The organism is Anatilimnocola floriformis, assembly GCF_024256385.1.
Lineage (GTDB): Bacteria > Planctomycetota > Planctomycetia > Pirellulales > Pirellulaceae > Anatilimnocola > Anatilimnocola floriformis.
Map to the genome: position 1 here is coordinate 1,513,199 of NZ_JAMLFW010000002.1, position 22,925 is coordinate 1,536,123.

A 22,925-nucleotide genomic window follows, 5' to 3' on the forward strand; every position below is an offset into this window, starting at 1 on the left:
CCTAGGTTCGTGCGAGTCGACATCCGCAATCCCTACGGCACTAAGAACCGCTCACACGAACCTAGGGGCTCGTGCTACGCGACTCGCGATAAACCCGCAGCAGTTCGGTCACCAAAATCCCATCGATCGTCATGCCGTGATAGGCCGACTCGGTGATGGACACATCGTCGAGACAGATCTCGCGAAAGCTTGCCCCTTTGAGCGTGACATTGTGAAAAGTCGCGCCGCTCAGGTTGATATTGTCGTACTTCGCGCCACTGAGGTTGATATCGACAAACGAGGCCTGCGACAGATTCACATTGTGAAACGTCGAGCCAGCCAGATTCGCGTTATCGGCAGCGTATTGTCCAGACGGCAGGGGCGTGGGCATGGATGGCTACTCCACTTCGTGAATGACGAGCAGGTTCTGAGCCATGGGATAAAAGTTGGTGCCGGTGAGGAAGACGATCGGGTCGCCCTTTTGCAGCAAGCCTTGTTTGCGGCCCCACTCGTCGATGAAGGCCCGCAACGCAGGTCCATCGTGCACTGGCGCGCCGGCCAGCGGTGTGACGCCCCAGAAGAGAGTCAGCCGGCGGAGGACTTCCAGTGAATCGCTGGTGCCGATGGTGGGCACAAAATCGCGCTGCTTGCTGCGCATCCGACAAGTGCCGCCGCCGCGAGTGGCGACCACGACGAGCTTGGCATTGAGCTGCTCAGAAAGGACTGCCGTGGCCCGAACGGCGGCGGCCGTGATGGGATGCACATCGGTGGCCGTGGTTTGCCGTAGCCGATAAGCCGATTCCTTGAGCAGCGGTTCAGTGGCGATGGCGATGCGGTTCATCGTCTCGACGGCTTCAACGGGAAATTCACCGATAGCCGTTTCGCCCGAAAGCATGCAGGCATCGGCGCCATCGAGAATGGCGTTGGCAACGTCGGTCGCTTCCGCTCGCGTCGGCCGGCGGTTGTGATGCATCGAATCGAGCATCTGCGTGGCCACGATCACCGGCTTGCCTTGTTCCTGGCATTCATGCACGATCCGCTTTTGAGCGACGGCGATTTCGGCGACATCGATTTCGACCCCCAGATCGCCACGGGCCACCATCACGCCATCGGCTGCCGCGACAATCTCTTTGAGATGCAGCAGCGCCTCGGGCTTTTCGATCTTGGCGATGACGCTCGCCCGGCAACCTTGCGATTGCAACAGCTCTTTCAGCAGCAGCACGTTCACCGGCGACCGAACAAAGCTCAAGCTGACGAAATCGATCTCGTGCTTCGTGGCCCACATGGCATTGGTCATGTCGGCTTCGGTGAGCGACGAAACGCTGAGCTTCGCGCCCGGCAGGTTGATTCCCTGGCGACTCCGAATCAAGCCGCCGCCGATCACTTTGCAGCGAACCTCTTCGGCTGTCTTTCCCACGACGACCATACTCACCGTGCCGTCGGCCAGCATTACGCTGTCGCCGATCTGCAGCTCTTGAATGAGCGCCGCGTAGGTGCAGGTGAGTTCATCCGCCGCTTGGGGCTTGGTGCCGCGGACGAAGCGAAAGATTTCTCCCGGAACGCAATCGGTGGGATCGGTATGCAGTTCGCCGAGGCGGATCTTCGGCCCTGCGAGGTCGACGAGCACGCCAACTTCGATGCCAACTTTCTTCGAAGCCACGCGGATGTCGGCGAGGACTTCGGTCCGTTGTTGTTCGTTGCCGTGGGCGGTGTTGAGGCGGAAAACCGAAACGCCGGCGCGAATCAATCGCTCCAGCATCTCGGGACTGCGACACGCCGGACCGACCGTGGCGACGATCTTGGTGCGGGCACGCGTGTTAAGCGGCAACGCGTCGAGGGGCAAGGCTTTGAAAGTCGATTCGCTGCTGCTCACGCGCAGTCCTCCGGCAAGAAAATCCGTTTCGGCAATAAATCCCTTCATCGCGGCGTGAGAGAGGGCCGCGCACGCTCCCTAGGCTAGCGGCGAACGGGATCGGGCGATAGGCGGGGAATTTGGTGGTTACGAGCTTGTCAGACTTCAGAAATGACGTCAGGGACAGCAGTTGCGCGACGCCAACCCAGCTGATAGCAGCCGCTGAAACTTAACGCCGGCGTAATGTGCAGTGCGACAGTCTGACGCAACCAAAACGCCGTAAAGTGCTTTGCGGCAGTACCTTTCGTCGAATCGCGAAAACCTTGCTTGTCTTTTCTCTGGCGTATTCTTACAGTTACGTAATGTTAAAAGCTTACTTTGCCGTTATATTCAATTAGGCGGCTTGACGAGCACGCTTCCCGCGCGGTCCGCGAAAGGTGAGGGATCTATCATGCAAAACCTGGTCAAAGGTGTTCACTACTTTCAGAACATCGGCTTCCGACAGCAGCGGGAACTTTTCGAAAGTTTAGCCGACGGTCAGAGCCCTGACGCGTGCTTCATCACCTGCTCGGACTCGCGGATCGACCCCAATCTGATCACCAATTCGCCGCCGGGCGGCCTGTTCATTGTGCGAAACGTGGGGAACCTCGTTCCTTGCTACGGCACGAGCAACAACGCCGAGCTGGCCGCGGTCGAATATGCAGTGACTGCCCTGGGCGTGAAGCACATCATTGTCTGCGGTCATACTGGCTGCGGCGCGATGCGGGCCCTGCTCGAAGGGGATCCGAGCAACCATTTGCCCGCCGTCATGTCCTGGCTCCGCCATGCCGAAACGACCTCGGCGATCGTGAAGGAGCATTACGGCCACCTGACCGGTAACAACTTGCTGACCGCAGCTGCCCAGGAAAACGTCCTCGTGCAGCTCGATCATCTGCGGACTGCGCCATCCGTCGCCTCCCGCATCTCGCGCGGCAAAGTGCAGCTGCACGGCTGGATGTACAAGATCGACACCGGCGAAATCTTCGTCTACGACTCGACGGTGCATGAATTCCTGCCGCTTGCGAGTGCTCACAGCCCTGAAGAAGGTGTGAGCGATCACGACCCGCTGTCGCGCGTGCGAGCGATCGCTTAAGCCTGCCTGGGTAACGCAGCCCTTATTTACGCTCGGTGATATAAGCGACTTCGCGAGCTCTCTTCATTTGCCTAATCAGCCGCCAGCTTTTGTTGGTGGCTAAGCAAGCAGTAGGCCCTCGCTTTCTCCGGTAGCAAGGGCTCTCTCTAACGCCATCGGCTCTTTCAAGGATGGGTTACCTTTCCTCGCGGTGATTCGATCGCAAGGCTTGCATGACAACCAGGACATCTGTACACTGCAACTTGCCGTGCTACCGACTGGCACCTCTCACTCTTTGTCAAAACGGTCGTTTCGAAAATCGGCGGGGCATTTTTGCGCTGCGGACGTTTGGTTCGCTGACGAGATACCTGGCAGGTGTGTAAGGTTTTAGCTCCGTTGTGCGGCTGTTGTAGGAGTAAAACCCGAATTAGTGGGTTGCAGACGCTAACAGTCAGCAAGCAGTTGCAGAGTTGAGACTTAGGGTCGATCCATTGCCCGCGCGCTTGACAAAGTCACTGCTGCGAAGGTGTTGTGGTAAAACCGAGGTCGTTACGCGCAAACATTTGGCAAATCAGCATTTATGAGCATCAGAGAATCGTAACAACTGTTGTATGTTCGGTGGCGAGCAGAAAATAAGGGCGATAGCGCCACCGCAAGTGCTAGCAGTGAATTCGCGGCAAGTGGCAATGTGATTACATCCGCCGTTAGGCTAGGTGTCTGGTGAGAATGCATCCGCACTAGGATTTGCAGGTTTTCCCGGTGAAATAGCCGTAATCGGGCATCTATAGCCGATTCAAGGTTGGCAAGTTAACGGGCGATAACTACACTTCGGATGGTTGATCGCGGTCCCCTCCTGGGCTCTCGCTTGTGTCGCGGTGAAAAAACACCGGCAGAGACAAGCAACGACCCTCGGCTGCGAATAAGTATCCAACTTGCCTGCGAAGATTACTCCGAACTTGCCAGCGGCCTGCGTGTCTAACAGACATGCGACTGACGGTTCGACAGAAATCCCTACCTCAGCGCAAAAAAAGAGGCGATGCCGCGATTCGACATCCGAATGGCGGACCACGTCGTCTAAACAGTGAGTTGCTCCATGTTGGCAGCCCTGCTTCGAAACGCCCGGCTTGGTGGTTGGCAATTTGGCCCTCACCCACAGCCGGCCAATGCAGAAGAGAAAGTATCAGACTCGGTGACGGTTATGAACGAACAAATCAAGCAAGCCATTCGCACTCGGGCCAGCCATGCCCGCTCGCAAGCGGAGGTGGCCGACGCCATCTTCACCACGCTCCGGGAATACCGGATCGACGTGAAGCATGTGTCGCTGGAAGAAATGAAGCGCACCGTGGTCGATGCGACACGCGCGGCGCGTGAAGACGGCCACGAGAACTCGTTGCCGGTGTAGTGCTGCTATCAGCTGCACGGCTATCGGTCGGGCGGACCAAAATTACATTGGTCCGTCCCGCCGCTTGATCGCTCTTTTACCTTCTTCGCCCGCCTGCTATCGTCCGCCTCCCCTGAAAAATAGTGGGGAATTCTCGGACTGCTGCGAGGCCGGTCAATGCGATCTTTCCTGCCGATTCTCATCGGGCTGTTGCTCAGCTTGACGGGCTGCATCGGTCCGCTGTCTCCCTTGGGGCGGATCCATTACACGTCGATGTTTCAGCCCGATAAGTATCCCGCCGGTGAGTGGGAGCAAACCACGGTGCTGGTGCAGGACGCCAAGTTCGCCGCCGAAGATGGCACGAAGCTGCATGGCTGGTATGCCCGTCAGCCGCAGCCGAAGGGTCATGCGCTGGTGCTGCACGGCAACGGTGGCAACGTGACGCTGCTGGCCGATTCGCTGCGGGTGCTGAATCATCGGCACAAAGTTTCGGCCCTGGCGATCGACTATCGCGGGTATGGCCGGAGTGAAGGAAAGCCAACCGAGCAAGGAGTGCTGCAAGACGCCCGCGCGGCCCGCCGCTGGCTGGCCGTTAAAGAAGGGATCGCCGAGAGCGACATCATCCTCATGGGGCAATCGCTGGGTGGCGGCGTGGCAATCGACCTCGCCGCCAAAGATGGTTGCCGCGGCCTGGTGGTGTCCGGCACGTTTACCTCCATTGTCGATGTCGCGCAGCATCACTTCACCTGGCTACCGATGCGCTGGTTCATGTCGAGCAAAATGGACTCGCTGAGCGAGATCAAAAACTACCGCGGCCCGCTGCTGCTCGTGCACGGCGACGCCGACGAAGTCATTCCCTTTTCGCAGGGCAAAGCACTCTTCGAAGCGGCCCCCGGCCCGAAGAAAATGATCACGAACTTCGGCGGCAAGCACAACGATCCGCTGCCCGAAGAGTATCGCGTGGCCCTCGACGAGTTCATCGCCAGCCTGCCGCCGCTGAAGGGCGATCCCGGCCAACTGCCCGTGCGGCAGGAGATCTTCAGCCCGGAGGTTGGAGATATTGACTATCAGCGCGAGCCCGATTCAAGCATCGGTTTTCCAGAGTAGCCAAGACGCTGCGTCAGCGCAGCAGTTTCAGCACGTCCTTGAGGCCAATGGTCATTTCCACCTTCGCGAGTTGCGCGGGACTAATCCAAAATCGCGAGAATATCGTCCTGGCGGCAGATCAGCAGTTCCTGGTCGGCGATCTTTACTTCGCTGCCGGCGTAGGAGTGGAAGACCACGCGGTCGCCTTCTTGCACGGTCAGCGGGCTGCGCGTGCCGTTGGGTAGCGTCACGCCGTCGCCGACCGAGACCACTCGGCCTTGCTGCGGTTTTTCGCGGGCTGCGTCGGGAAGGATGATGCCCCCTGCCGTCTTTTCGTCTGCTGCGAGCCGTCGAATGATGACCTTGTCGCCCAGGGGTACCAGCTTCATGGAAAGGAAAACTCCGGCGGAAAGCACCAGGCAAATGGCCTGTGTGCTGGGGCGGGATTGTCGCACGCAGGCCCGCCGAACGCAAGCTTCCGTCGCTAGCGGCAGCCCGCCGATCGGCCCGCCGTTACCAGGCAGTTACGCTCTTTTTGCCTTTCCCCTGGCGGATTGCGGGTGCGGGAGATGATAATAGGCTCGCTGAATCGCCGGATTGTTTTCGCCAGAGGACATCAGCCATGCCAGGTTTCCGCGCGCAGGATATTGCTGCGCCTGCCAGTCGTCGTCGTTTTCTTGCCACCGCAGGCGTTGCTGCGCTCCCCCTTCTTTTGCCGGGTCGCTCGCGCGCACAAGAAACGGTTGAACGGACCAGCGAAGCCCTCACGCCCGAAACACAACGGGCCGTCGACCGTGGTTTGACCTGGCTCGGCAAAAAGCAAGTCGGCTCGGGCGGCAGCCGCGGCGCGTTTGGCACCGGTGGGTATCCAGGCGGCGTGGCCGTTTGCAGTCTGAGCGGCCTGGCGATGATGTGCAGCGGCAGCGCGCCGGGGCAAGGACCGTTCGGCAAGAACATCGATCGCTGTGCGGAGTTTCTCTGCACGTGCGTCGGCGAGACCGGCTACATCTCGCAGCCCAACTTCGGCCAGGACAATATGTATGGCCACGGCTTTGGCACGTTGTTCCTTTCCGAATACTACGGCATGAGCGATCGCTCGGACCTCGATGCGACGGTCGGCGAGAAGCTTCGCAAAGCGGTCAAGCTGACCTGCGATTGCCAGAACAACGAAGGTGGCTGGCGCTATCAACCGATGAAGAGCGACGCCGATCTGTCGATCACCATCTGCAACATCATGGGGCTGCGGGCCGCGCGTGACGCCGGCATTCACGTGCCCGACCCGATTCGTAATAAGTGCATCGATTACGTCAAGAAAAGCCAGAACAGCGACGGCGGCTTTCGTTACCAAATTGCTCACGGCGGGGGCAGCACGTTTCCGCTCACGGCGGCGGGCATTTGCTCGCTGTACAGCGCCGGCATTTACGACGGCGAACAAATCGACAAGGGCCTGGCGTACCTGATGAAGTACATGCCCGGCAGCGGCTCAGGCAACACGGGCTACTTCTTCTACGGCCACTACTACGCCGTGCAAGCCATGTGGCATGCCGGCGGCACGCACTGGGCCAAGTGGTACCCCGCCATTCGCGAGACCCTGCTGAAGAAGCAAAGCGGCGACGGCAGCTGGGCCGACGGCGAAGTCTGCCCCGAATTCGGCACCGCGATGGCGTGCATCATTCTGCAGATGCCGAATAACTTCCTGCCGATCTTCACACCGTAGACCATCAGCTGGCCGCACGTCGGGAGGGCGAGGCTCCTGCCGAGCCGCGCCGGTCGAATGCAGGCGCCGGCAGCCATTGCACGTCCACCTCGGCGGCTCGGCGGGAGCCTCGCCCTCCCGAAAGAACTGCGCACAAAGTGCGGACCAAAGTTGTCAGCTCTCTGTCTATAGTTCTCGACAGTTGATTGACAATTTGGTTGCTAATCCTTTTTCTTCGTCAAGCCTTGCTGCGTGAGCCAATCGATGCAGCGGTCGGGCCAGTTGTTCACGGCGTGGCCGGTGTTACGCATGCCATAGCCATGGCCGCCGCTGGAATAGACATGCAGTTCGGCGGGAACTTTGGCTTTTTTCAGTTCCTGAAAGAGCAACACGCTGTTGGCCACCGAAACTCCGTCGTCCTGGGCATGCACGAGAAACATCTGCGGCGTGGCGGAGTCGATCTTGATGTGGTCCTGCAGAGTCCACGGTTCTTTTTTGTTTTCGAAACCGGCGGCGTAGATCAGGGCTGCGAAATCGGGGCGGCAAGAGACTTCGTCGATTTTGTCGACGGCATCGTATTGTCGCTTGGTGAGAATCGCCGCGAGACCGGCCGTTTCGCCACCGGCAGAGAAACCGAGAATGCCGATGCGCTGCGGATCGATCTGCCATTCGGCGGCTCGGCTGCGAACGACGCTGATCGCCCGCTGTGTGTCTTGCACGGCAGCTTCCCATCGCTTGTCGGGATTGCGGGCCGGCACGCGATACTTGAGCACGATGCCCGTCACGCCGTGGGCAGCAAAGAACTCGGCGCACTCGGTTCCCTCGTGGTCATAGGCCAGAATGTTGTGGCCGCCGCCGGGGCAGATGATCACCGCGCAGCCGTTCCGCTTGTCGGCGGGCGGCGAGTAGACGGTGAGCTGCGGCGTGCTGACATTCGTCAGCTTGATGATCTTTCGATCGCCGACTGGCTTGTCGGTGGGCTTGTTCACGTCCTGCTCGGGCGGCAGTTCCTTCACTTCGCCCGGCGCTTTGGCGGGCCAGATGTTGAAGGGCTGCGGATCGGCAGCAGTCGCGATCAGACCGCCGCAGATTAGAAAGCTCAAAAAACTAAGTTTGGCGAAGAGGGGTTTCATGGAGAGCTCCGCTGGTTGGGATTTTGGCAATGGCGTCATCATACCCGCCCCATTCCCGGCAGCGAGTCTGAGCGGCCTTGGCGTCATTGCCCGTTTGGCCGCAGCAGGTCAAACTTGTGGTTTCCCCTTTCGCCCACTTTTGGCCCAGCCCGATGAACATTCTGGCCCTTTTGCAACAACGCTTCACTCCTGCCCTGACCGCGCTCGTCAGCGATCTGCCGCCGCTGCTGGCCATGATCCGTCCGGCCCAGGATGCGAAGTTCGGTGATTACCAGGCCAACTTTGCGATGTCGCTGGGAAAGCAACTCGGCAAGCTGCCGCGCGACGTGGCAACACAAGTCGCCACCGGGACGAAGCTCGATGATTTCTGCAATCCGCCGGAAGTCGCCGGGCCTGGCTTCATCAATCTGAAACTGCGCGACGATTGGCTCGAGACGCAACTCAACGCGGCTGCTCACGACGAGCGACTCTGCATCGCCCCGACGACCAAGCCGCGGACATTTGTCATCGACTACAGCTCGCCGAACGTCGCCAAGCCGATGCACGTCGGCCACATCCGCTCGACGGTCATCGGTGATGCCCTCTATCGCACGCTCGAGTTCCTCGGGCACAAGGTGATCAGTGACAACCACCTCGGCGACTGGGGAACGCAGTTTGGGATGATCATTTATGGGTATAAGCACTTTGTCGATCGCGAACAGTTCAAGCTCACGCCAGTTCCCGAACTGAGTCGCCTGTATCGACTAGTGAACAAGTTAGTCGAGTATTGGGAGGCCCGCGCTGCTGTCGGCAAGTTGCTGGAAAAGTCGCAAGCCGCACTCAATGCCTGGATGGCGTTGGAAGGCGCAGCTCCGCCGGCTGACAAAGCGGCAGCTAAGAAGGCTGGACAGGATCTGGCCAAATCGAAATCAAATACCACGGACGAGTTCGGCAATCTTCGCTCGACGCTCGGCAAAATCTGCGACGTGCAGAACGACACGGACATGAACAAACTGGCGATGGCCCATCGCAACATCGGCGAAGCAGTGCTCGCCGAGACGGCGAAGCTGCACGAGGGAGACGCTGAGAACCTAAAACTCTGGCATGAGTTCCTGCCGAACTGTCGCGATGAAATTCAGCGCGTTTACAAACGGCTCGACATTCGTTTCGATCATGAGCTGGGAGAGAGTTTCTATCACGATCGTTTGGCGCCGGTTGTTGAAGACTTCCAGAAGCGCGGCCTTGCCCAGGACAGCCAAGGGGCCGTATGTGTGTTTCTCGACGGCTTCGAAACGCCGATGATCATCCGCAAAAAGGATGGCGCGTTCCTGTATTCCACAACCGATCTGGCCACGATCGCCTATCGCCGCGAGACCTGGAATCCTGATGCGATTTTGTATGTCGTCGATCATCGTCAGAGCGAGCACTTTGAAAAGCTGTTCGCCGCCGCGGCCAAGTGGGGCACGGAGAAAGTGCAACTCGTTCATGTCAAGTTTGGCACAGTGCTCGGCGAAGATGGCAAGCCCTATAAGACTCGCAGCGGCGACACCGTCGGCCTCGAAGGCTTGCTCGACGAAGCGGTTTCGCAAGCACTGACCGTGGTGCAAGAGAACAGCCCCGAGCTCTCGGCTGACGAACAGCGCCGCGTCTCGGAAACGGTCGGCATCGGCGGTTTGAAGTACGCCGATCTGGCGCACGATCGCGAGAGCGATTACAAGTTCAGCTACAAGAAGATGCTGCAGCTCAACGGCGATACGGCAACTTACTTGCAATATTTCTACGCTCGTTGCCGCAGCATTTTTCGCAAAGCCGAAACGACTCCAGCCGCGGTGCTCGCGAGTGGCGCGACGATCACGCTCGGACAACCGGAGGAGCGAGCGCTGGCGATTCAGTTGCTCCGTTTCGAAGAAGCACTCGCGATCGTCGAAGCCGATTTTCGTCCGCACAACCTGACGGTTTACTTGTTCGACCTCGCCAAGACCTACGCCGGTTTTTACGACCGCTGCCCCGTCCTCAAAGCCGACACCGAAGCCCAAAAACAAAGCCGCCTCCTCCTTTGCGATCTCACTGCCCGCACCATCGCGACCGGCTTGCGATTGCTGGGAATTGGCACCGAAGAAAAGATGTAAGAAAAGGTAGAAGTGAGAAGTCAGAATGCAGAATGATAAGGCCCTCGAATTTTCATTCTGCATTCTGCGATCTACATTTTGCATTCATTCAGGAAATCACTATGAGCAATTCACCGTGGGTCGTTGAAACGTCGGCGGAGACGTTTCAGCAAGATGTGATCGAGCGCTCGAAGCAGATGCCGGTCGTGCTCGACTTTTGGGCGGCGTGGTGCCAGCCGTGTCGCAAGCTCGGGCCGATGCTCGAGCGGATGGCGAATCAATTCGCCGGCCAGTTCACGCTCGTTAAAGCCGATGTCGAACAAGTGCCCGAAGCGGCCCAGGCCTTTCGCGTCGATGGCATTCCAGCCGTGTACGCACTGCGGAACGGCATGGTGGTCGATTCGTTTGTCGGGCTGCTGACCGAACCGCAACTCAAACAATGGATCGAGTCGCTCCTGCCCAGCGAAGCCGATCAACTCGTGCAGCAGGCCGAGGCAGTGGAGAAGTCAGATCCCGCCAAAGCCGCAGAGTTGTTTCAAAAGGCACTCGTTGTCGAAGACGATTTGGTCGCCGCAGCCATTGGTTTGATTCGTGTGCAACTCGCTCTCGAGCAGGTCGAAGAAGCTGAAAAGAATCTGGCCAAGCTCAACGAGCGGGGCTATCTCGAACCGGAAGCCGAGCGGCTGCAGGCCGAATTGCATCTGCGGCGGAGCCGTGTTTCGGGTGGCGATCTGACGGCACTGGAAGCTGCGGTGAAGCAGGCCCCGAACGATCAGGCCGCCCGGCTGAAATTCGCCGAAGCGTTGCTCGGCGCCGGCAATTACGAACCAGGGCTCAAGGAATTGTTAACTGTCGTCGAAGCTGGTCCAGGGCCAAATCGCGACAAGGCCCGGCAACTGATGGTCGATGCGTTCAAGATCCTCGGCGAAGGCAATCCGCTCACCGGCACGTTCCGGCGGAATCTGTCGCTGGCACTCTACTAATGCCTCCCCGATCGCCGGGCGGCACGATATATTGGGGCCTCCCGAACATTATCCCGCTTGATGGAGTTTGCCGCCGTGGCCGATACGTTTGATCCTTATCGCGAAGCGCTCGTGGTGGAAACCCACACCGTTTGGCCCGCGGAATTAGGAGCGATTCCCGCCGCGGAAAAAGTTCAGCTCGAGGCGAAGCTACACGCCAAGCCGGACGCCTGTGCCGGACTCGAATACGTCCGCGTGCACACCGGTTTCTGCCGGCAGATCACGGTTTCGGCGGCTGACCTGGCGCGCGTGCGGGCATGACCACGGTTCGTGTTCAGCTGGGGCCGCGGTCGTACGATATCGAAGTGGGAAGTGGTTTGCTCTCGCAGGCCGCGGCGTTCTTTCAGGCGCGACATCCTGGCCGCCATGCGGTGCTGATCTGCGATGCCAACGTTAGCGCTTCGTACGGTCAGCCACTTCAACAGGAACTAACTGCCGCGGGATATCGCTGCAGTTTTCTGGAAGTTCCAGCCGGCGAGCAGAGTAAATGTCTCGCTCAGGTCGAACGTCTCTGGAATGAACTGCTCGCTTGCAAAACCGATCGCAAGAGCATCGTGATTGCCATCGGCGGCGGCGTGGTTGGCGATCTCGGTGGCTTTATCGCAGCCTCGTTCACGCGGGGCCTGGCGTTTTTTCAGATCCCCACGACATTGCTCGCGCAAGTCGACAGCAGCGTCGGCGGCAAGGTCGGCATCAATCTACCGGCCGCGAAGAACATGGTTGGCGCCTTCTGGCAACCGACGGGCGTGCTGATCGATCTCGATGCCTTGAAAACGCTGCCGAAGCGCGAGTACCTCTCCGGCCTGGCCGAAGTAGTGAAGTACGGCATGATTCTCGACGCGCCGTTCTTCGAGTATCTCGAATCGGTGGTGCCGCAACTGCTCGACCGCGACTTGAAAACCCTGGAGTATGTGGTCGCCCGTTGCTGCGAACTCAAAGCGCAAGTCGTTGAAAAAGACGAGCGCGAAGAAACCGGTTTGCGGGCGGTTCTCAACTACGGCCACACGTTTTGTCACGCCATTGAATCGGTCAGCGGCTACGGCACGTTCCTGCACGGCGAAGCGGTTTCGATCGGCATGTTGCAGGCCTCGCGACTGGCAGAATTGCTCGGGCGGATCGACGCTTCTTTGACAGAACGGCAGCTCAATCTGCTCCGCGCGCTACAATTGCCAATAGCGGTGCAGGGGCTCGATCCGCAGCAGCTCATAGCAGCGATGCAGCACGACAAGAAAGTCGAGCATGGCAAATTGCGGTTTGTCCTACCTACAAGAATGGGGCACGTCGAATTAGTTTCGGGAGTCTCCCCTGATCTCGTGCTGAAAGTCCTGCAAAGCTAAGGGTGCTGGCACTAGTCGGCCAGAATTCCTTGTTTGATTTTTGCCGTAACGCTTGCCATCAGTCCGATAATTGAACTACCTTACGGGTAGCCGCAAGCGAGTTTTTGGAAGAGTGATCCCATGGCCAACCAGAGCACCGTTCACATTATCGATGACGACACCGCAGTTCGCGAGTCGTTGCTGGCCCTGGTAAACATGAAAGGGCTGACCGCCAAAGGTTATTCTTCGGCGGAATCGTTCCTCTCGAACTTGCAGCCGTCCGACACAGGCTGTGTCGTGTGCGACGTGCGGATGCCCGGTCTGACGGGCCTGCAACTGCTGGAAAAGATGGCCGAGCGGAAAAGTACGCTGCCGGTGATCATCATCACGGCGTTTGCCGATGTGCCGACGGCGGTGCGAGCCATGCAGGCCGGAGCCGTGACCTTCCTCGAAAAGCCGGCCAACGATACCGACCTGATCGCTGCCATCCAGCAGGCTTTGAATCTCGAACAGGCCCAGCAAGCCCTCCGCCGTCAGAAGGCCGATGTCGAGAATAAACTGACCACCTTGACCGCCGACGAAATTGCGGTGATGCGCAAGATGCTCGAAGGGCTCCCCAACAAGCGGATCGCTTCGGACCTTGATATCGGTCTGCGAACGGTTGAACTCCGACGTTCGAACATCATGAAAAAGATGGGTGCTGGATCCCTGGCCGAGCTAGTTCGCCTCGCACTTTTGGTGGACTTCTTTCAGGCCGACAGCAAGGGCTCCTAACCGCAATAAGGCGGTTCTAAGCACCGCAAAACCCATTCGCTGCGAGTTATAAGATCATAAAATTGAACGCCCCGTCGGTCGCGGGGGTTGGATTTTACAGCCTGCATGTAATGATAGTTACAGCGGTCGATTTGGAATCTCAAGCGAAGGCAGGTCGCGCGAGATACCGAGTCGACCGTTTTTTATTTCTTGCTTGCCGACTTGCTAGTCGGCATCATGGTAGGCCTCTCCTACCCATAACGCTCTGTCCCCTGCCTGGACAACCATGACCGAGTTGAGCTCCGATCCCGCGCGCATCGCCGCCGTCCGCCTCGCCCTGGTCAGCGGCGTCGGTCCGATCATTCGCCAGGCTCTGCTGGAACGCTTTCAATCCGCAGCTGCCGTCCTGTCAGCCCCGGAGAAAGAGCTGCGCGAGGTGAAAGGGGTCGGCGCTAAGTTGGCCGCGGCCATTCAAGCCGCGACCCGTGAAGTAAATGCCGAAGAAGAGTTGGCCCACTGCACTGCCGAAGGGATCGCAGTGCTGCTGGAGAGCGACGAGCAATATCCGCAACGGTTGCGCGATATTCACGATCCGCCCGGCGTCCTCTTTTTGAAAGGCGCACTTGCTACTGCGGACGAATTGGCCATCGCCATTGTCGGCACCCGCCACGCGACCTCGTATGGCTTGCAACAAGCCGAGCGACTGGCTGGCGGCCTCGCACGGGCGGGCTATACCGTGGTCAGCGGTTTAGCTCGCGGTATTGATGCGGCTGCGCACCGTGGCGCACTCGCAGCCGGCGGTCGAACGCTCGCGGTGTTGGGGAGTGGTCTGAGTGAGATCTATCCGCCAGAACACGCGGGCTTGGCGAAAGAGATTGCCACAAGCGGCGCGGTTCTCGGCGAGCAGCCGCCGCGGATGCCGCCGATCGGTGGGGCGTTTCCGCAGCGGAATCGAATCATCTCCGGACTCAGCCTCGGCACGATTGTGGTGGAAGCCGACAAAACTTCCGGCGCGCTCATCACCGCGCGGATGGCCAACGAACAAGGTCGCGAAGTCTTTGCCGTACCAGGCCGCGTCGACAATCGCATGGCGCATGGATGTCATCACCTGATTCGCGACGGAGCGAAGCTGATCGAAAGTGTCGACGACGTTTTGGAAGAGCTCGGCCCGCTTGCTTCGCCCGCCAAGAGCGACGACGGTCGGGAGATTCGACATCCGGTCGAGCTGCAGCTCAATCCGCAAGAACAAGCCGTGCTGGCCGCGATTGGCGACGAACCGAGCCTGATCGACGACGTGATCGTTAGTAGCTGCCTGCCCGTGCCGCGGGTTCTGTCGACCCTAAGTGTCCTGGAAATGAAGCGTTTGGTGCGGCGGGTGAGCGGCAACCGGGTGCAGCGCTACCACTAATTGACGGTGGTAATCCGCATTCCCGGTAGAATCCGGCGCGTAAGACGGTTTTGCCGTGAACCCCGGGCGTGTAATTTCGCACTTCCCTGAGTAGAATCAAATGTTGTTCCCTTCTTTCGCAGGAGTTCTCGTGGCCAGCATGGTGAGCCAATTGGAAGCACGCACTAGTACGCATCGCAGCATGGAGCTCGCCACCGCCGCCGCCCGCACCGCGGAAGAGCTGAACGGCAAAAACGTCATGGTGCTCGACATGCGCGAGCAAGCGCCGATCTTCGACTACTTCGTAGTCGCCACCGGCTCCAGCCAGCGGCAGCTCCGCGCCATTGCCGATGCCATCGACGACACCCTCCAAAAAGAGCTCAACTGCGGCCGCTTCGGCCAAGAAGGCTACCAGGACAGCCCCTGGGTGCTCCTCGACTTCGGCTCCGTGGTGGTTCATCTCTTCGACGAAAAGACGCGCGATTACTATCGCCTCGAAGACCTCTGGTCCGGCGCTCAGCCCGTGGCTTGGAAGTAGTTTCTCGAAAATCTGTTCGAGAAACGGTTGGGTTGTGCTGGTAAAAGGGGGATACTGTGAGTGTCCCCCGTTGTTCGTCACTGAGGTGAACGATGCCTGCCAGCTCTTTCCTCTACGGCGTGTTTGTTGCGCTGATTCTGTCGTTTGCCGGGCTGCCTTCTCAGCACGCTTGCGCTGATGAATTGATCGATCGATTGCTGCCCGCGATCGCGGCCCCGTCGCTCCCCAATCTCCGCGCAGCCGAACAAACCTGGCAGTCGTACGATCCTGCGACGGCTGATGTGCTGTCGAAATATGCAATGTCGCTCGCTCGAGCGGCTAATAACCGCGATTTGCCGGCTCTGGAATTGATCGAGAGCATTCCAGCCGGGGCCCGCAGCGCGGGGCCATTACGACGACTTCACCTTTGGCTGGCACTCAAGGCCAGCAAAGACGACGTGATTCACGCCGACATGCAAACGTTCATCGCCCAGTTAAAAACTCGCTCGGCCAATCCACCCACGGCAACCGATCTCGAGGATGTGCAGTTTCTCGGCAAGCTGGTGAGCTATCTCGAGCTGGTCGCAAATCGCGAAGGTGTGCTCGCGCCGCTGCAAGCCAAAACCTGGCGCGAGGCGCTCGCTGCCTTACCCGCCGGATGGAATGCGGACCTGCGCGACACTCAAACAGCAATGACCGCGACTTACCGCGAGCGCGAGCAGATGCTCAAGGAGAACTACGCGCTGTGGAGAGGAGACGCCGATGAAGACTACGCTGCCGCCCAGCAGAAAACCGCGGCGATCGCTGTCGAAGTCAACGCAGCGAATGATTTGGTAACGGCAGCGACTGCGGCGTATGACACGTTTCTCGCTTCCGCGAGACCGCAACTGCAAACGCTGATGGCGACGTTCAACCAATTAACGGTGCAGCGCAGCACCATTCCCATTCCTCTCGCACCAACGCTACCAGTCCGCCCGCAACGCGACCGAGACGGAAATATCGATGCCAGCGAAGAGCGATCCTACAAGCGCGCCTTGCGGCAGTATGACGACGACTTCGAGGCGTATCGCAAAGAGAAGATCGTCTACGACGAAATCGTCGGCGCCATCGATGCCCAGATCGCCATGGTCAACACCGCCGCCATGGTCCTGCAAAATCAAGACGCAGGCCATCAGCAAAACATTCAAGCCAAGCGGACCGCAGTTGCCAGACTGGAAAAACCCAAGCAACTGGCCGAGCGCAATGAACTGCGCGTGAAAAACCTGATTGCCGATCGCCCCGCGTGGGATTCGCCGGGCACGCTCGCCACGCTGCGGTCGCTCGATTCCTATGTGCAGATCAATCTAGCCCGCGAAGTGACCCGCATTCAGACCGCCCGGCTCAAGTAAGCGAACTATGGCGGGCAACGAACTCTCGATAGTCGGCTGGCGTGTCGATGCCGATGCTCGGTTCAGCGATGCTGCCGACGAGAATCGTCTGGCCGGCGTGTAGCACGCGCAGTTGTTCGAGGCTTTCGAGTTGTTCGATCGCTGGCCGGGGCAGCGTGGCGATCTGCAGCAGGAAGTCGCGGCGGTAAGCATACAAACCGATGTGCTGATGAAAATGCGCGGGCTCGGCAGCGAGCAACTCATCGTTCCAAGAGCGCGGATGAGGAATGACCGAACGGCTGAAGTACATCGCGCGCTGGGCTTCGTCGAAAACGACTTTCACGCACGATGGATCGTTGAGTTTCTCCTTCGTCCGAATCGGCGTACTTAAGGTCGACATGACTGCAGCCGGATTTTGCACGAGCAAGCCAACGACTTGTTCGATGGCTGCGGCGGAGATTTCCGGCTCGTCTCCCTGCACATTGACGATGATGTCGATGTCATTCCAACCGCGGGCCACTTCGGCGACGCGATCGCTGCCGCTGGCGTGATTGGGATCGGTGAGGACGACGTTGCCGCCGAACGAACGGACTTCGGCAGCAATCTCTTCGCCGTCGGCGGCAACGCAAATGCGATCGATGCCCGCCGCTTGCGAGGCGGCTTCGTAGGTGTGCTGCAGGATCGACTTGCCCGTTTCGCGCAGCAGCAACTTCTGCGGCAATCTGGTAGAGTGCAAACGAGCGGGAATGACAATCGCCACGCGCGGGCGAGGAGCAACAGTTGACATGGCGGTGCTAGCTTTTGTCAGAGAAAGAGATGCCTGGACCGCCGAATGTACCGTCAGAATTGCGGTCGACTCAACGGCAGTTTGCAGTGTAGGTGCTGTTCCATGCAGATCTCCAAAGCGAGCTTTTACTTTCACCTGACCCTGGTCTGGGCCTTCATCGCGATGGCGAGTTGGCCACCGCCGACCGGGCGTCGCGAATACGCTCTGACCTTTGCTGCGGCAGTGATCGGCACGGTTTGCCTGGTGCAATTCGTGCGCTGGCTAGCAATCTCGCTCAATCGCCCGTTCCAGATCTGATCCTTGTCTTATCTCGCCTCTCGTCTCCCATCCCTCGTCTCTCTCCCCATGATTCTCGACACGGAAGAATACATCGAGCAGGCTTATCTCTTTCGGGCGCTCGGTGAGCGACTGCCGGAGAATCAGACCGTGCAGGATCTGCTGCTGCAGATCAAGAACGAACTGCTCAGCACCACGCGGTTGCCGATGGCGATCGATTTTCTTCTAGCCGAGCTCAAGCATGCGGGGGCGATGGCTTCGGCGATGGCGCGACTGCCACATTATTTTGCGCCGTTTCAAACCTACGTGATTCGCGAAGCCGAAGCGGAGAGTGGCCGGTTCGACATGCGCATCGCCGTCGATATTTTGCGCAGCGAAGCCGAATATCGCAGTCACGCGCCGCGGCCGCAGGGGCTGTTTATGTTTCAGCTCGAGTGTCTGTGTCGCAATCGCTTGAAATACGATCCGGGCCTCGGTGCGATTGCCGAAGATCCACTCTTCGATGACGCGTGGAAAGAATGGATCTACATTGTGCGGGCGCAGATCGGCTTGATTGATTTCGCGGAATTGATTTATGCCCGCAGTGCGTATTACTGGCAGCAACGTGGCGAAGAGCCTCCTGCGGAACGGCCGGTGCTGTTCGACGTGAAGGAAGGAAAAATTGCCTGGGCCAACTGCCGTAAAGATCCGGTGTTTTTGTTCCTCGCGCTGCAACGGCACCTCGGCTATCCGCCGGTGCCGCGGCCGAAAAAGGCGGATCAAGCGCCGAACCTTATTCCGCAACTGCAAGCCAAGATCGGCCGGCTCGAGATCCGCTTGAAACTGCTCGAGGAAGACACCAAGAAAGGTGCCATCGACATCACGAAGTTCTACGGCCCGCAACCGCCCAGCGCGGATGAATAGCGTGCGCGCGGGATCGATCAATTCATTGACATTCATCACCAGTGAGATTTAGAGGATTACGTCGGTATGGAAATGCGAAGCCTGGGTCAGACGGGATTGAAACTTGCGCAGCTCAGTTTTGGAGCTTCCTCGCTGGGGCAAGAGTTCCGCAGTGTCGATTTGAATGAAGCACTGCGGAGTGTGCGCACGGCGCTCGACCTCGGCATGAACTTCATCGATACCAGCCCTTACTACGGCCGCGGCATGAGCGAAGTGCTGCTCGGCGTGGCCCTGCGCGACGTGCCGCGCGACTCGTATTTGCTCGGCACGAAGCTGGGCCGTTATGACGGCGCGCATTTCGACTTCTCCGCGCGTCGTGTCGTCGAGAGCGTCGATATCAGCTTGCATCGAATGGGCGTCGACTATCTCGACATCATGCTCTGCCACGACATCGAGTTCGTCGACATGCGGCAGATCATCGAAGAAACCCTCCCCGCGCTCCGCAAGATCAAGGAGCAAGGCAAGGTTCGCTTCATCGGCATCAGCGGCTACCCGATGAACATTTTTAAATACGTGCTTGATCAACAGCCCCTCGATGTCGTCCTCTCGTACAACCACTACACGCTGCAGAACACAATGCTGGCCGACTTGCTTCCGTATCTGGAGAGCAAGAAAGTTGGCGTGATGAACGCGGCGCCGTTCTCGGCCCGCTTGCTCACCGAGCAGCCGTTGCCGGTGTGGCACAAAGCGACCCCCAAGGTGCGTGCGATCGCCAAGCAAGCGGCCGATCACTGCCGCAGCCGCGGCGTCGACATCGCCCAGCTCGCCGTGCAGTTTAGCATTGAGAATCCAGCGATGACCACCTGCATCGTCGGCTCGGCGAATCCTGAAAACGTCAGGAAGTGGGTCGATTGGGCAGCGCTACCCATCGATCAAACACTGCTCGCCGAAGTGCAGCAGATTCTCGCGCCGATTCACAATTGGTGTTATGTGGAAGGTCGGAAAGAGAACAACGATCCTGGTGCGGGCGAGTAGTGTAGTCGTCACGCTCCGCGTGGCGCGACACCACGCGGAGAGCGATCACTAAACTGCAAACGCCAACCTCACGCCGATCTCGGCGAGATCCACGAGCGGCGGCAGGCTGTCCTTCGGCCACCATTCGCAGCGGTCGGTACTGCCGGAGACTTCGTGTCGCAGCTCACCGCCAATCACACGCGCCCGGTAGATAATTCGCACGTGGTGTGTGGTACGTTCGGGCGTCGGCCGCACGAAGGAATCGACGTGCGCGACATCGATCGGTTCGACGGCCAGGCCGGTTTCTTCATTTACTTCCCGAATCATGCCAGCCAAGGGCGTTTCGCCGAAGTCGATGCCGCCGCCGGGCAACGTCCATTGTCCGGCGAGATCGGGCAGCTGCGCGGAGATGCGGCAGAGCAAAATCCGCTCGCTGTCGGCGATCACGGCATAGGCGGCGACGCGGGTTCGTAGAGTAGTCATGCGGCGGCGATTCTCTGTTTTCTGGATGCCACTTAGGTTACGCTATTTGCATCCCGCCGGCTTCCCACCTTCCTCTTCCTGAGGCTCGCCATGCACGCGTTTCTGCTTCTCACTCTCGCTGCGCTCGCGCCCGCTCAACTCCCTGACGGCACACTGCTGCGTTACGAGGGAAAGATGGTGGCCACGCGCGACGATGGCAATCCGCAGCACAAGGAGTTCACGCTCACCGCCGTGATGGGGCCAACCACCGGGACGGCGCGCGAGGTCGATTGGGTCATCACCGAACTGGGCCGCGGCAGTTGGTCGTGGACGGAGCGTTTCAATCGCTGGAGCGTCGACTCGACGCAGCGCGGCGATCAGCCGACCGCGCCGGCGCTGCTGTTTGAACGAAACGATGGCAAGAGTGTCGTGCCGCTGTCGCCGATTCTGTTTACTGCCGAGAGCCCGCTGGCCAAAGGTCAGAAGTGGTCTGCCGATCGGCTCGATTACGAAGTGACCGGCGAATCGACCAAAGCGAATCAAAGCTGCTGGACGGTCGACGTGCGAACCGCCTACGGCCCGAAACGCACGCTGCACGTTGCGAAAGACAGCGGCCTGGTCGTCGCCGTTCGCGAAACGGTGTTTGTCGGTCAAGGACAACAACACGAATTGCGTTACGAGCTCAAAGAGCAGAAGCAACTGACCGCCAGCGAAGCCTCGAAGACTGCTCAAGCCTTCACGTCATGGCTGGAATTGCAAGCTGCGCTGCAACGACAACCACGACAAGAGCGAGCCGAACTGAATGACGAACAACTGGCCCTCGCGCGAAAGCAGATCGCCGGTCTGCAAAAGGCCGCCGAGGGAACGCCGCTGGCCGAGTTCGCCTCCGCGGCTGCCGCCGATGTGCAGAACCAAAAGGGCAGGGCCGGCGCGCTCCTCGCGCTGAAAACGGCTGCGGTCGGCAAGTCGCTCGCCGAGCTGAAGATGCCGGAGTTGAAATTGACCGACCTCAATAGTAAAGAGTTGAACACCGCCGACTGGAAAGACAAAGTCGTGGTGCTCCACTTCTGGGAATATCGCGACGCGCCGCTGGAAGAGCCCTACGGCCAGGTCGGTTATCTCGATTTCGCCTCGCGAAAGCATGCCGACACAGCGGTGATCATTGGCGTGAACGTCGACGATCGGCTGGCCTCGGCCGATACTCGTCGCGCTGCCATTTCTTCGGCTCGCAAGCTGAAATCGTTCATGAATTTGAGCTATCCGATCGCCCTCGACGACGGCGCGCTAGTTAAGCAGTTCGGCGATCCACGCACGGCCGGCGGCAAGCTGCCGCTGTTTGTGGTGATCGACGCCGCCGGCAAGATTTCGGCGTATCACGCCGGCCTGTACGACATTCGGCCCGAGCAGGGTTTGAAAGAACTGGAAGCCGCGATTACCGCGGCTGTCAAGTAACTTTGCCCGTCTTGCGCGTCGCCGTCACCTTGCCAGCCGCAGGCAAAAGGGGAAGATGGACTCGATGAACACCATTTCCCCCCTTCTCGCGCCGCGGCCTCTCGCGCCGGAACATCCCGACCGCATTCCCACGATCGAAGTGAAATCGGCCGGCCAGCATCCCAACCTCTTCCGCAAGCGGATCGATTTCGTCGCTCGCGAGGTTCGGCCTGGCGATTATGTGCGGGTAATCGATGCGGATCGCCGCGTCGTCGGTTACGGCATTATTAATCCCCGCGCCGAACTCGCCGTGCGGATGCTCACCTGGGGCGAGCGCATTCCCGACAAGAGTTTCTGGCAGGAAAAGCTCGTCGAAGCCGTCAAGCTGCGACGGGATGTGCTCAAGCTCGACGATGTGACCGACAGCTACCGCATCATCCACGGCGAAGGTGACGGAATTCCAGGGCTGGTGATCGACAAGCTGGGCGATGTGCTGTCGGCTGAAGTCTTCACCCCCGGTATGTATCAGCGAGCCGATGCGATTCTCGCCATGCTCGAGCCATTCTGTGGCACGACGCATCGGCTCATTCGCTGCGGCCCGGCCACGATGTCGCAAGAAGGTTTCGAGGGGCCCGATATCAAGTCGGAGTTCTGCCCGTCGCGCATCACCATTCAAGAATACGGCACGCGGTTTCGTGTCGACTTCGGCGAAGGTCACAAGACCGGTTTCTTCTGCGACCAGCGCGACAACCGCCGCCAGCTCGCGGCGTATTGCAAGGACCGCACGGTGCTCGACGTCTGCTGCTACACCGGCGGCTTTGCGATTCAAGCGAAGAAGCTCGGCGGCGCTGCCGAAGTGACCGGCGTCGATCTCGACGAGCATCCGCTGGCTCTCGCCAAGGAAAACGCCAACCTCAATCAGGCCCGCTGCAAGTTCGTCCAAGCCGATGCGTTCATCTATATGCGCGACCTACTCTCAGCGGGAAAGAAATTCGACGTCGTCGTGCTCGATCCGCCGAAGCTGATCCGCACACGACTCGAGTACGAAGAAGGCCGTCGCAAACATCTCGATCTCAATCGCCTCGCGATGCGGCTCGTCGCGCCGGGCGGCTTGATGCTGACTTGCACCTGTGCGGGTTTGCTTCCCGCCGATGACTTCATGCAGCTCGTCTGCCTCGCCTCCCGCCAGGCCGGCCCTGAGTTGCAAGCGGCTACCAAAGAGCAAGGCGCCCGCAACGGCCCGCGGGCGATGCAGATCCTCTCGAAGTGCGGCGCTGCGCCGGATCATCCGGTGGCGAGCAATTGCCCCGAGAGTGAATACCTCAACGGCGTGTGGATGCGAATGCTCTAAAGGTAGCCCAGAGCGTTAGAGGGAGTGGCGACTAT

General features: G+C 59.4%; 23 protein-coding genes. 17 read left to right on the plus strand and 6 right to left on the minus strand.

Going from position 1 to position 22,925, the window contains the following annotated elements; translation table 11 throughout:
• Positions 1-61 precede the first annotated feature (61 nt).
• The gene (locus tag M9Q49_RS30565; RefSeq protein WP_254513096.1) at positions 62-370 is read right to left on the minus strand and encodes a pentapeptide repeat-containing protein; all 309 of its coding nucleotides are present in this window, start codon (positions 368-370) and stop codon (positions 62-64) included.
• A 6-nt stretch (positions 371-376) separates the two neighbouring features.
• Positions 377-1,852, minus strand: a complete 1,476-nt coding sequence (gene pyk, locus M9Q49_RS30570) for a pyruvate kinase (RefSeq protein WP_254513097.1) — start codon at positions 1,850-1,852, stop codon at positions 377-379.
• A 430-nt stretch (positions 1,853-2,282) separates the two neighbouring features.
• Here pyk and M9Q49_RS30575 point away from each other — a divergent pair, with 430 nt between their 5' ends.
• The 3 genes from M9Q49_RS30575 to M9Q49_RS30585 all read left to right on the plus strand — a co-directional run bounded on the left by M9Q49_RS30575 (position 2,283) and on the right by M9Q49_RS30585 (position 5,430).
• Positions 2,283-2,963, plus strand: a complete 681-nt coding sequence (locus M9Q49_RS30575) for a carbonic anhydrase (RefSeq protein WP_254513098.1) — start codon at positions 2,283-2,285, stop codon at positions 2,961-2,963.
• Positions 2,964-4,035: 1,072 nt separating this feature from the next.
• Positions 4,036-4,344, plus strand: coding sequence for a hypothetical protein (locus tag M9Q49_RS30580; protein ID WP_254513099.1), 309 nt, complete (start codon positions 4,036-4,038; stop codon positions 4,342-4,344).
• 156 nt (positions 4,345-4,500) lie between these two features.
• Positions 4,501-5,430 (plus strand): alpha/beta hydrolase, encoded by a 930-nt coding sequence (locus tag M9Q49_RS30585; RefSeq protein WP_254513100.1) that lies wholly within the window; start codon positions 4,501-4,503, stop codon positions 5,428-5,430.
• Positions 5,431-5,510: 80 nt separating this feature from the next.
• Here M9Q49_RS30585 and M9Q49_RS30590 read toward each other — a convergent pair whose 3' ends face one another.
• Entirely contained in the window at positions 5,511-5,798 is a 288-nt protein-coding gene (locus tag M9Q49_RS30590; protein ID WP_254513101.1) for a co-chaperone GroES, read from the minus strand.
• 233 nt (positions 5,799-6,031) lie between these two features.
• On the opposite strand from M9Q49_RS30590, the gene M9Q49_RS30595 reads away from it, so the two are divergent.
• A complete protein-coding gene (locus M9Q49_RS30595) occupies positions 6,032-7,126 on the plus strand; it encodes a prenyltransferase/squalene oxidase repeat-containing protein (RefSeq protein WP_254513102.1) in 1,095 nt (364 codons plus the stop codon).
• Between the two features lie 200 nt (positions 7,127-7,326).
• Here the strand turns inward: M9Q49_RS30595 and M9Q49_RS30600 are convergent, their stop codons facing one another.
• The gene (locus M9Q49_RS30600; protein WP_254513103.1) at positions 7,327-8,238 is read right to left on the minus strand and encodes an alpha/beta hydrolase; all 912 of its coding nucleotides are present in this window, start codon (positions 8,236-8,238) and stop codon (positions 7,327-7,329) included.
• Positions 8,239-8,390: 152 nt separating this feature from the next.
• On the opposite strand from M9Q49_RS30600, the gene argS reads away from it, so the two are divergent.
• The 8 genes from argS to M9Q49_RS30640 all read left to right on the plus strand — a co-directional run bounded on the left by argS (position 8,391) and on the right by M9Q49_RS30640 (position 16,708).
• Entirely contained in the window at positions 8,391-10,346 is a 1,956-nt protein-coding gene (gene argS, locus M9Q49_RS30605) for an arginine--tRNA ligase (RefSeq protein WP_254513104.1), read from the plus strand.
• Positions 10,347-10,447: 101 nt separating this feature from the next.
• On the plus strand, positions 10,448-11,308 hold the full coding sequence (locus M9Q49_RS30610) for a tetratricopeptide repeat protein (protein WP_254513105.1): 861 nt from the start codon (positions 10,448-10,450) through the stop codon (positions 11,306-11,308).
• Between the two features lie 75 nt (positions 11,309-11,383).
• Positions 11,384-11,608 carry a hypothetical protein gene (locus tag M9Q49_RS30615; protein WP_254513106.1) on the plus strand — a complete coding sequence of 75 codons (225 nt, stop codon included), beginning with the start codon at positions 11,384-11,386 and terminating at the stop codon, positions 11,606-11,608.
• Complete coding sequence (gene aroB, locus M9Q49_RS30620) at positions 11,605-12,684, plus strand: 3-dehydroquinate synthase (protein ID WP_254513107.1); 1,080 nt, start codon at positions 11,605-11,607, stop codon at positions 12,682-12,684. Before M9Q49_RS30615 ends, aroB begins: the two co-directional genes overlap by 4 nt.
• Positions 12,685-12,804: 120 nt before the next feature.
• Positions 12,805-13,437: a response regulator transcription factor gene (locus tag M9Q49_RS30625; protein WP_254513108.1), complete on the plus strand. Its 633-nt coding sequence runs from the start codon at positions 12,805-12,807 to the stop codon at positions 13,435-13,437.
• A gap of 265 nt (positions 13,438-13,702) precedes the next feature.
• The gene (gene dprA, locus M9Q49_RS30630) at positions 13,703-14,824 is read left to right on the plus strand and encodes a DNA-processing protein DprA (protein WP_254513109.1); all 1,122 of its coding nucleotides are present in this window, start codon (positions 13,703-13,705) and stop codon (positions 14,822-14,824) included.
• A 100-nt stretch (positions 14,825-14,924) separates the two neighbouring features.
• Positions 14,925-15,341 (plus strand): ribosome silencing factor, encoded by a 417-nt coding sequence (rsfS, locus tag M9Q49_RS30635; protein WP_254513110.1) that lies wholly within the window; start codon positions 14,925-14,927, stop codon positions 15,339-15,341.
• A 92-nt stretch (positions 15,342-15,433) separates the two neighbouring features.
• Entirely contained in the window at positions 15,434-16,708 is a 1,275-nt protein-coding gene (locus M9Q49_RS30640; protein ID WP_254513111.1) for a hypothetical protein, read from the plus strand.
• Here the strand turns inward: M9Q49_RS30640 and kdsB are convergent.
• Entirely contained in the window at positions 16,701-17,474 is a 774-nt protein-coding gene (gene kdsB, locus M9Q49_RS30645) for a 3-deoxy-manno-octulosonate cytidylyltransferase (protein WP_254513112.1), read from the minus strand. The genes M9Q49_RS30640 and kdsB overlap by 8 nt on opposite strands.
• A 102-nt stretch (positions 17,475-17,576) precedes the next feature.
• On the opposite strand from kdsB, the gene M9Q49_RS30650 reads away from it, so the two are divergent.
• The 3 genes from M9Q49_RS30650 to M9Q49_RS30660 all read left to right on the plus strand — a co-directional run bounded on the left by M9Q49_RS30650 (position 17,577) and on the right by M9Q49_RS30660 (position 19,667).
• Entirely contained in the window at positions 17,577-17,771 is a 195-nt protein-coding gene (locus tag M9Q49_RS30650) for a hypothetical protein (RefSeq protein ID WP_254513113.1), read from the plus strand.
• 48 nt (positions 17,772-17,819) lie between these two features.
• Positions 17,820-18,653, plus strand: a complete 834-nt coding sequence (locus tag M9Q49_RS30655) for a hypothetical protein (protein WP_261365343.1) — start codon at positions 17,820-17,822, stop codon at positions 18,651-18,653.
• A 66-nt stretch (positions 18,654-18,719) separates the two neighbouring features.
• On the plus strand, positions 18,720-19,667 hold the full coding sequence (locus tag M9Q49_RS30660) for an aldo/keto reductase (RefSeq protein ID WP_254513114.1): 948 nt from the start codon (positions 18,720-18,722) through the stop codon (positions 19,665-19,667).
• 48 nt (positions 19,668-19,715) lie between these two features.
• Here the strand turns inward: M9Q49_RS30660 and M9Q49_RS30665 are convergent, their stop codons facing one another.
• Positions 19,716-20,129 (minus strand): NUDIX hydrolase, encoded by a 414-nt coding sequence (locus tag M9Q49_RS30665; RefSeq protein WP_254513115.1) that lies wholly within the window; start codon positions 20,127-20,129, stop codon positions 19,716-19,718.
• 90 nt (positions 20,130-20,219) lie between these two features.
• Here M9Q49_RS30665 and M9Q49_RS30670 point away from each other — a divergent pair, with 90 nt between their 5' ends.
• Both M9Q49_RS30670 and M9Q49_RS30675 read left to right on the plus strand, forming a co-directional pair.
• Entirely contained in the window at positions 20,220-21,560 is a 1,341-nt protein-coding gene (locus M9Q49_RS30670; RefSeq protein WP_254513116.1) for a TlpA family protein disulfide reductase, read from the plus strand.
• 64 nt (positions 21,561-21,624) lie between these two features.
• Positions 21,625-22,890, plus strand: a complete 1,266-nt coding sequence (locus M9Q49_RS30675; RefSeq protein ID WP_254513117.1) for a class I SAM-dependent rRNA methyltransferase — start codon at positions 21,625-21,627, stop codon at positions 22,888-22,890.
• Positions 22,891-22,925 lie beyond the last annotated feature (35 nt).

Excerpts from the sequence above, each read along its gene's own strand:
- M9Q49_RS30565 (WP_254513096.1), bottom strand. The coding sequence starts at position 370 with ATGCCCACGCCCCTGCCGTCTGGACAATACGCTGCCGATAACGCGAAT.
- M9Q49_RS30575 (WP_254513098.1), top strand. The coding sequence starts at position 2,283 with ATGCAAAACCTGGTCAAAGGTGTTCACTACTTTCAGAACATCGGCTTC.
- M9Q49_RS30580 (WP_254513099.1), top strand. The coding sequence starts at position 4,036 with ATGTTGGCAGCCCTGCTTCGAAACGCCCGGCTTGGTGGTTGGCAATTT.
- M9Q49_RS30585 (WP_254513100.1), top strand. The coding sequence starts at position 4,501 with ATGCGATCTTTCCTGCCGATTCTCATCGGGCTGTTGCTCAGCTTGACG.
- M9Q49_RS30590 (WP_254513101.1), bottom strand. The coding sequence starts at position 5,798 with ATGAAGCTGGTACCCCTGGGCGACAAGGTCATCATTCGACGGCTCGCA.
- M9Q49_RS30595 (WP_254513102.1), top strand. The coding sequence starts at position 6,032 with ATGCCAGGTTTCCGCGCGCAGGATATTGCTGCGCCTGCCAGTCGTCGT.
- M9Q49_RS30600 (WP_254513103.1), bottom strand. The coding sequence starts at position 8,238 with ATGAAACCCCTCTTCGCCAAACTTAGTTTTTTGAGCTTTCTAATCTGC.
- argS (WP_254513104.1), top strand. The coding sequence starts at position 8,391 with ATGAACATTCTGGCCCTTTTGCAACAACGCTTCACTCCTGCCCTGACC.
- M9Q49_RS30610 (WP_254513105.1), top strand. The coding sequence starts at position 10,448 with ATGAGCAATTCACCGTGGGTCGTTGAAACGTCGGCGGAGACGTTTCAG.
- aroB (WP_254513107.1), top strand. The coding sequence starts at position 11,605 with ATGACCACGGTTCGTGTTCAGCTGGGGCCGCGGTCGTACGATATCGAA.
- M9Q49_RS30625 (WP_254513108.1), top strand. The coding sequence starts at position 12,805 with ATGGCCAACCAGAGCACCGTTCACATTATCGATGACGACACCGCAGTT.
- dprA (WP_254513109.1), top strand. The coding sequence starts at position 13,703 with ATGACCGAGTTGAGCTCCGATCCCGCGCGCATCGCCGCCGTCCGCCTC.
- rsfS (WP_254513110.1), top strand. The coding sequence starts at position 14,925 with ATGTTGTTCCCTTCTTTCGCAGGAGTTCTCGTGGCCAGCATGGTGAGC.
- M9Q49_RS30640 (WP_254513111.1), top strand. The coding sequence starts at position 15,434 with ATGCCTGCCAGCTCTTTCCTCTACGGCGTGTTTGTTGCGCTGATTCTG.
- kdsB (WP_254513112.1), bottom strand. The coding sequence starts at position 17,474 with ATGTCAACTGTTGCTCCTCGCCCGCGCGTGGCGATTGTCATTCCCGCT.
- M9Q49_RS30650 (WP_254513113.1), top strand. The coding sequence starts at position 17,577 with ATGCAGATCTCCAAAGCGAGCTTTTACTTTCACCTGACCCTGGTCTGG.
- M9Q49_RS30655 (WP_261365343.1), top strand. The coding sequence starts at position 17,820 with ATGATTCTCGACACGGAAGAATACATCGAGCAGGCTTATCTCTTTCGG.
- M9Q49_RS30660 (WP_254513114.1), top strand. The coding sequence starts at position 18,720 with ATGGAAATGCGAAGCCTGGGTCAGACGGGATTGAAACTTGCGCAGCTC.
- M9Q49_RS30665 (WP_254513115.1), bottom strand. The coding sequence starts at position 20,129 with ATGACTACTCTACGAACCCGCGTCGCCGCCTATGCCGTGATCGCCGAC.
- M9Q49_RS30670 (WP_254513116.1), top strand. The coding sequence starts at position 20,220 with ATGCACGCGTTTCTGCTTCTCACTCTCGCTGCGCTCGCGCCCGCTCAA.
- M9Q49_RS30675 (WP_254513117.1), top strand. The coding sequence starts at position 21,625 with ATGAACACCATTTCCCCCCTTCTCGCGCCGCGGCCTCTCGCGCCGGAA.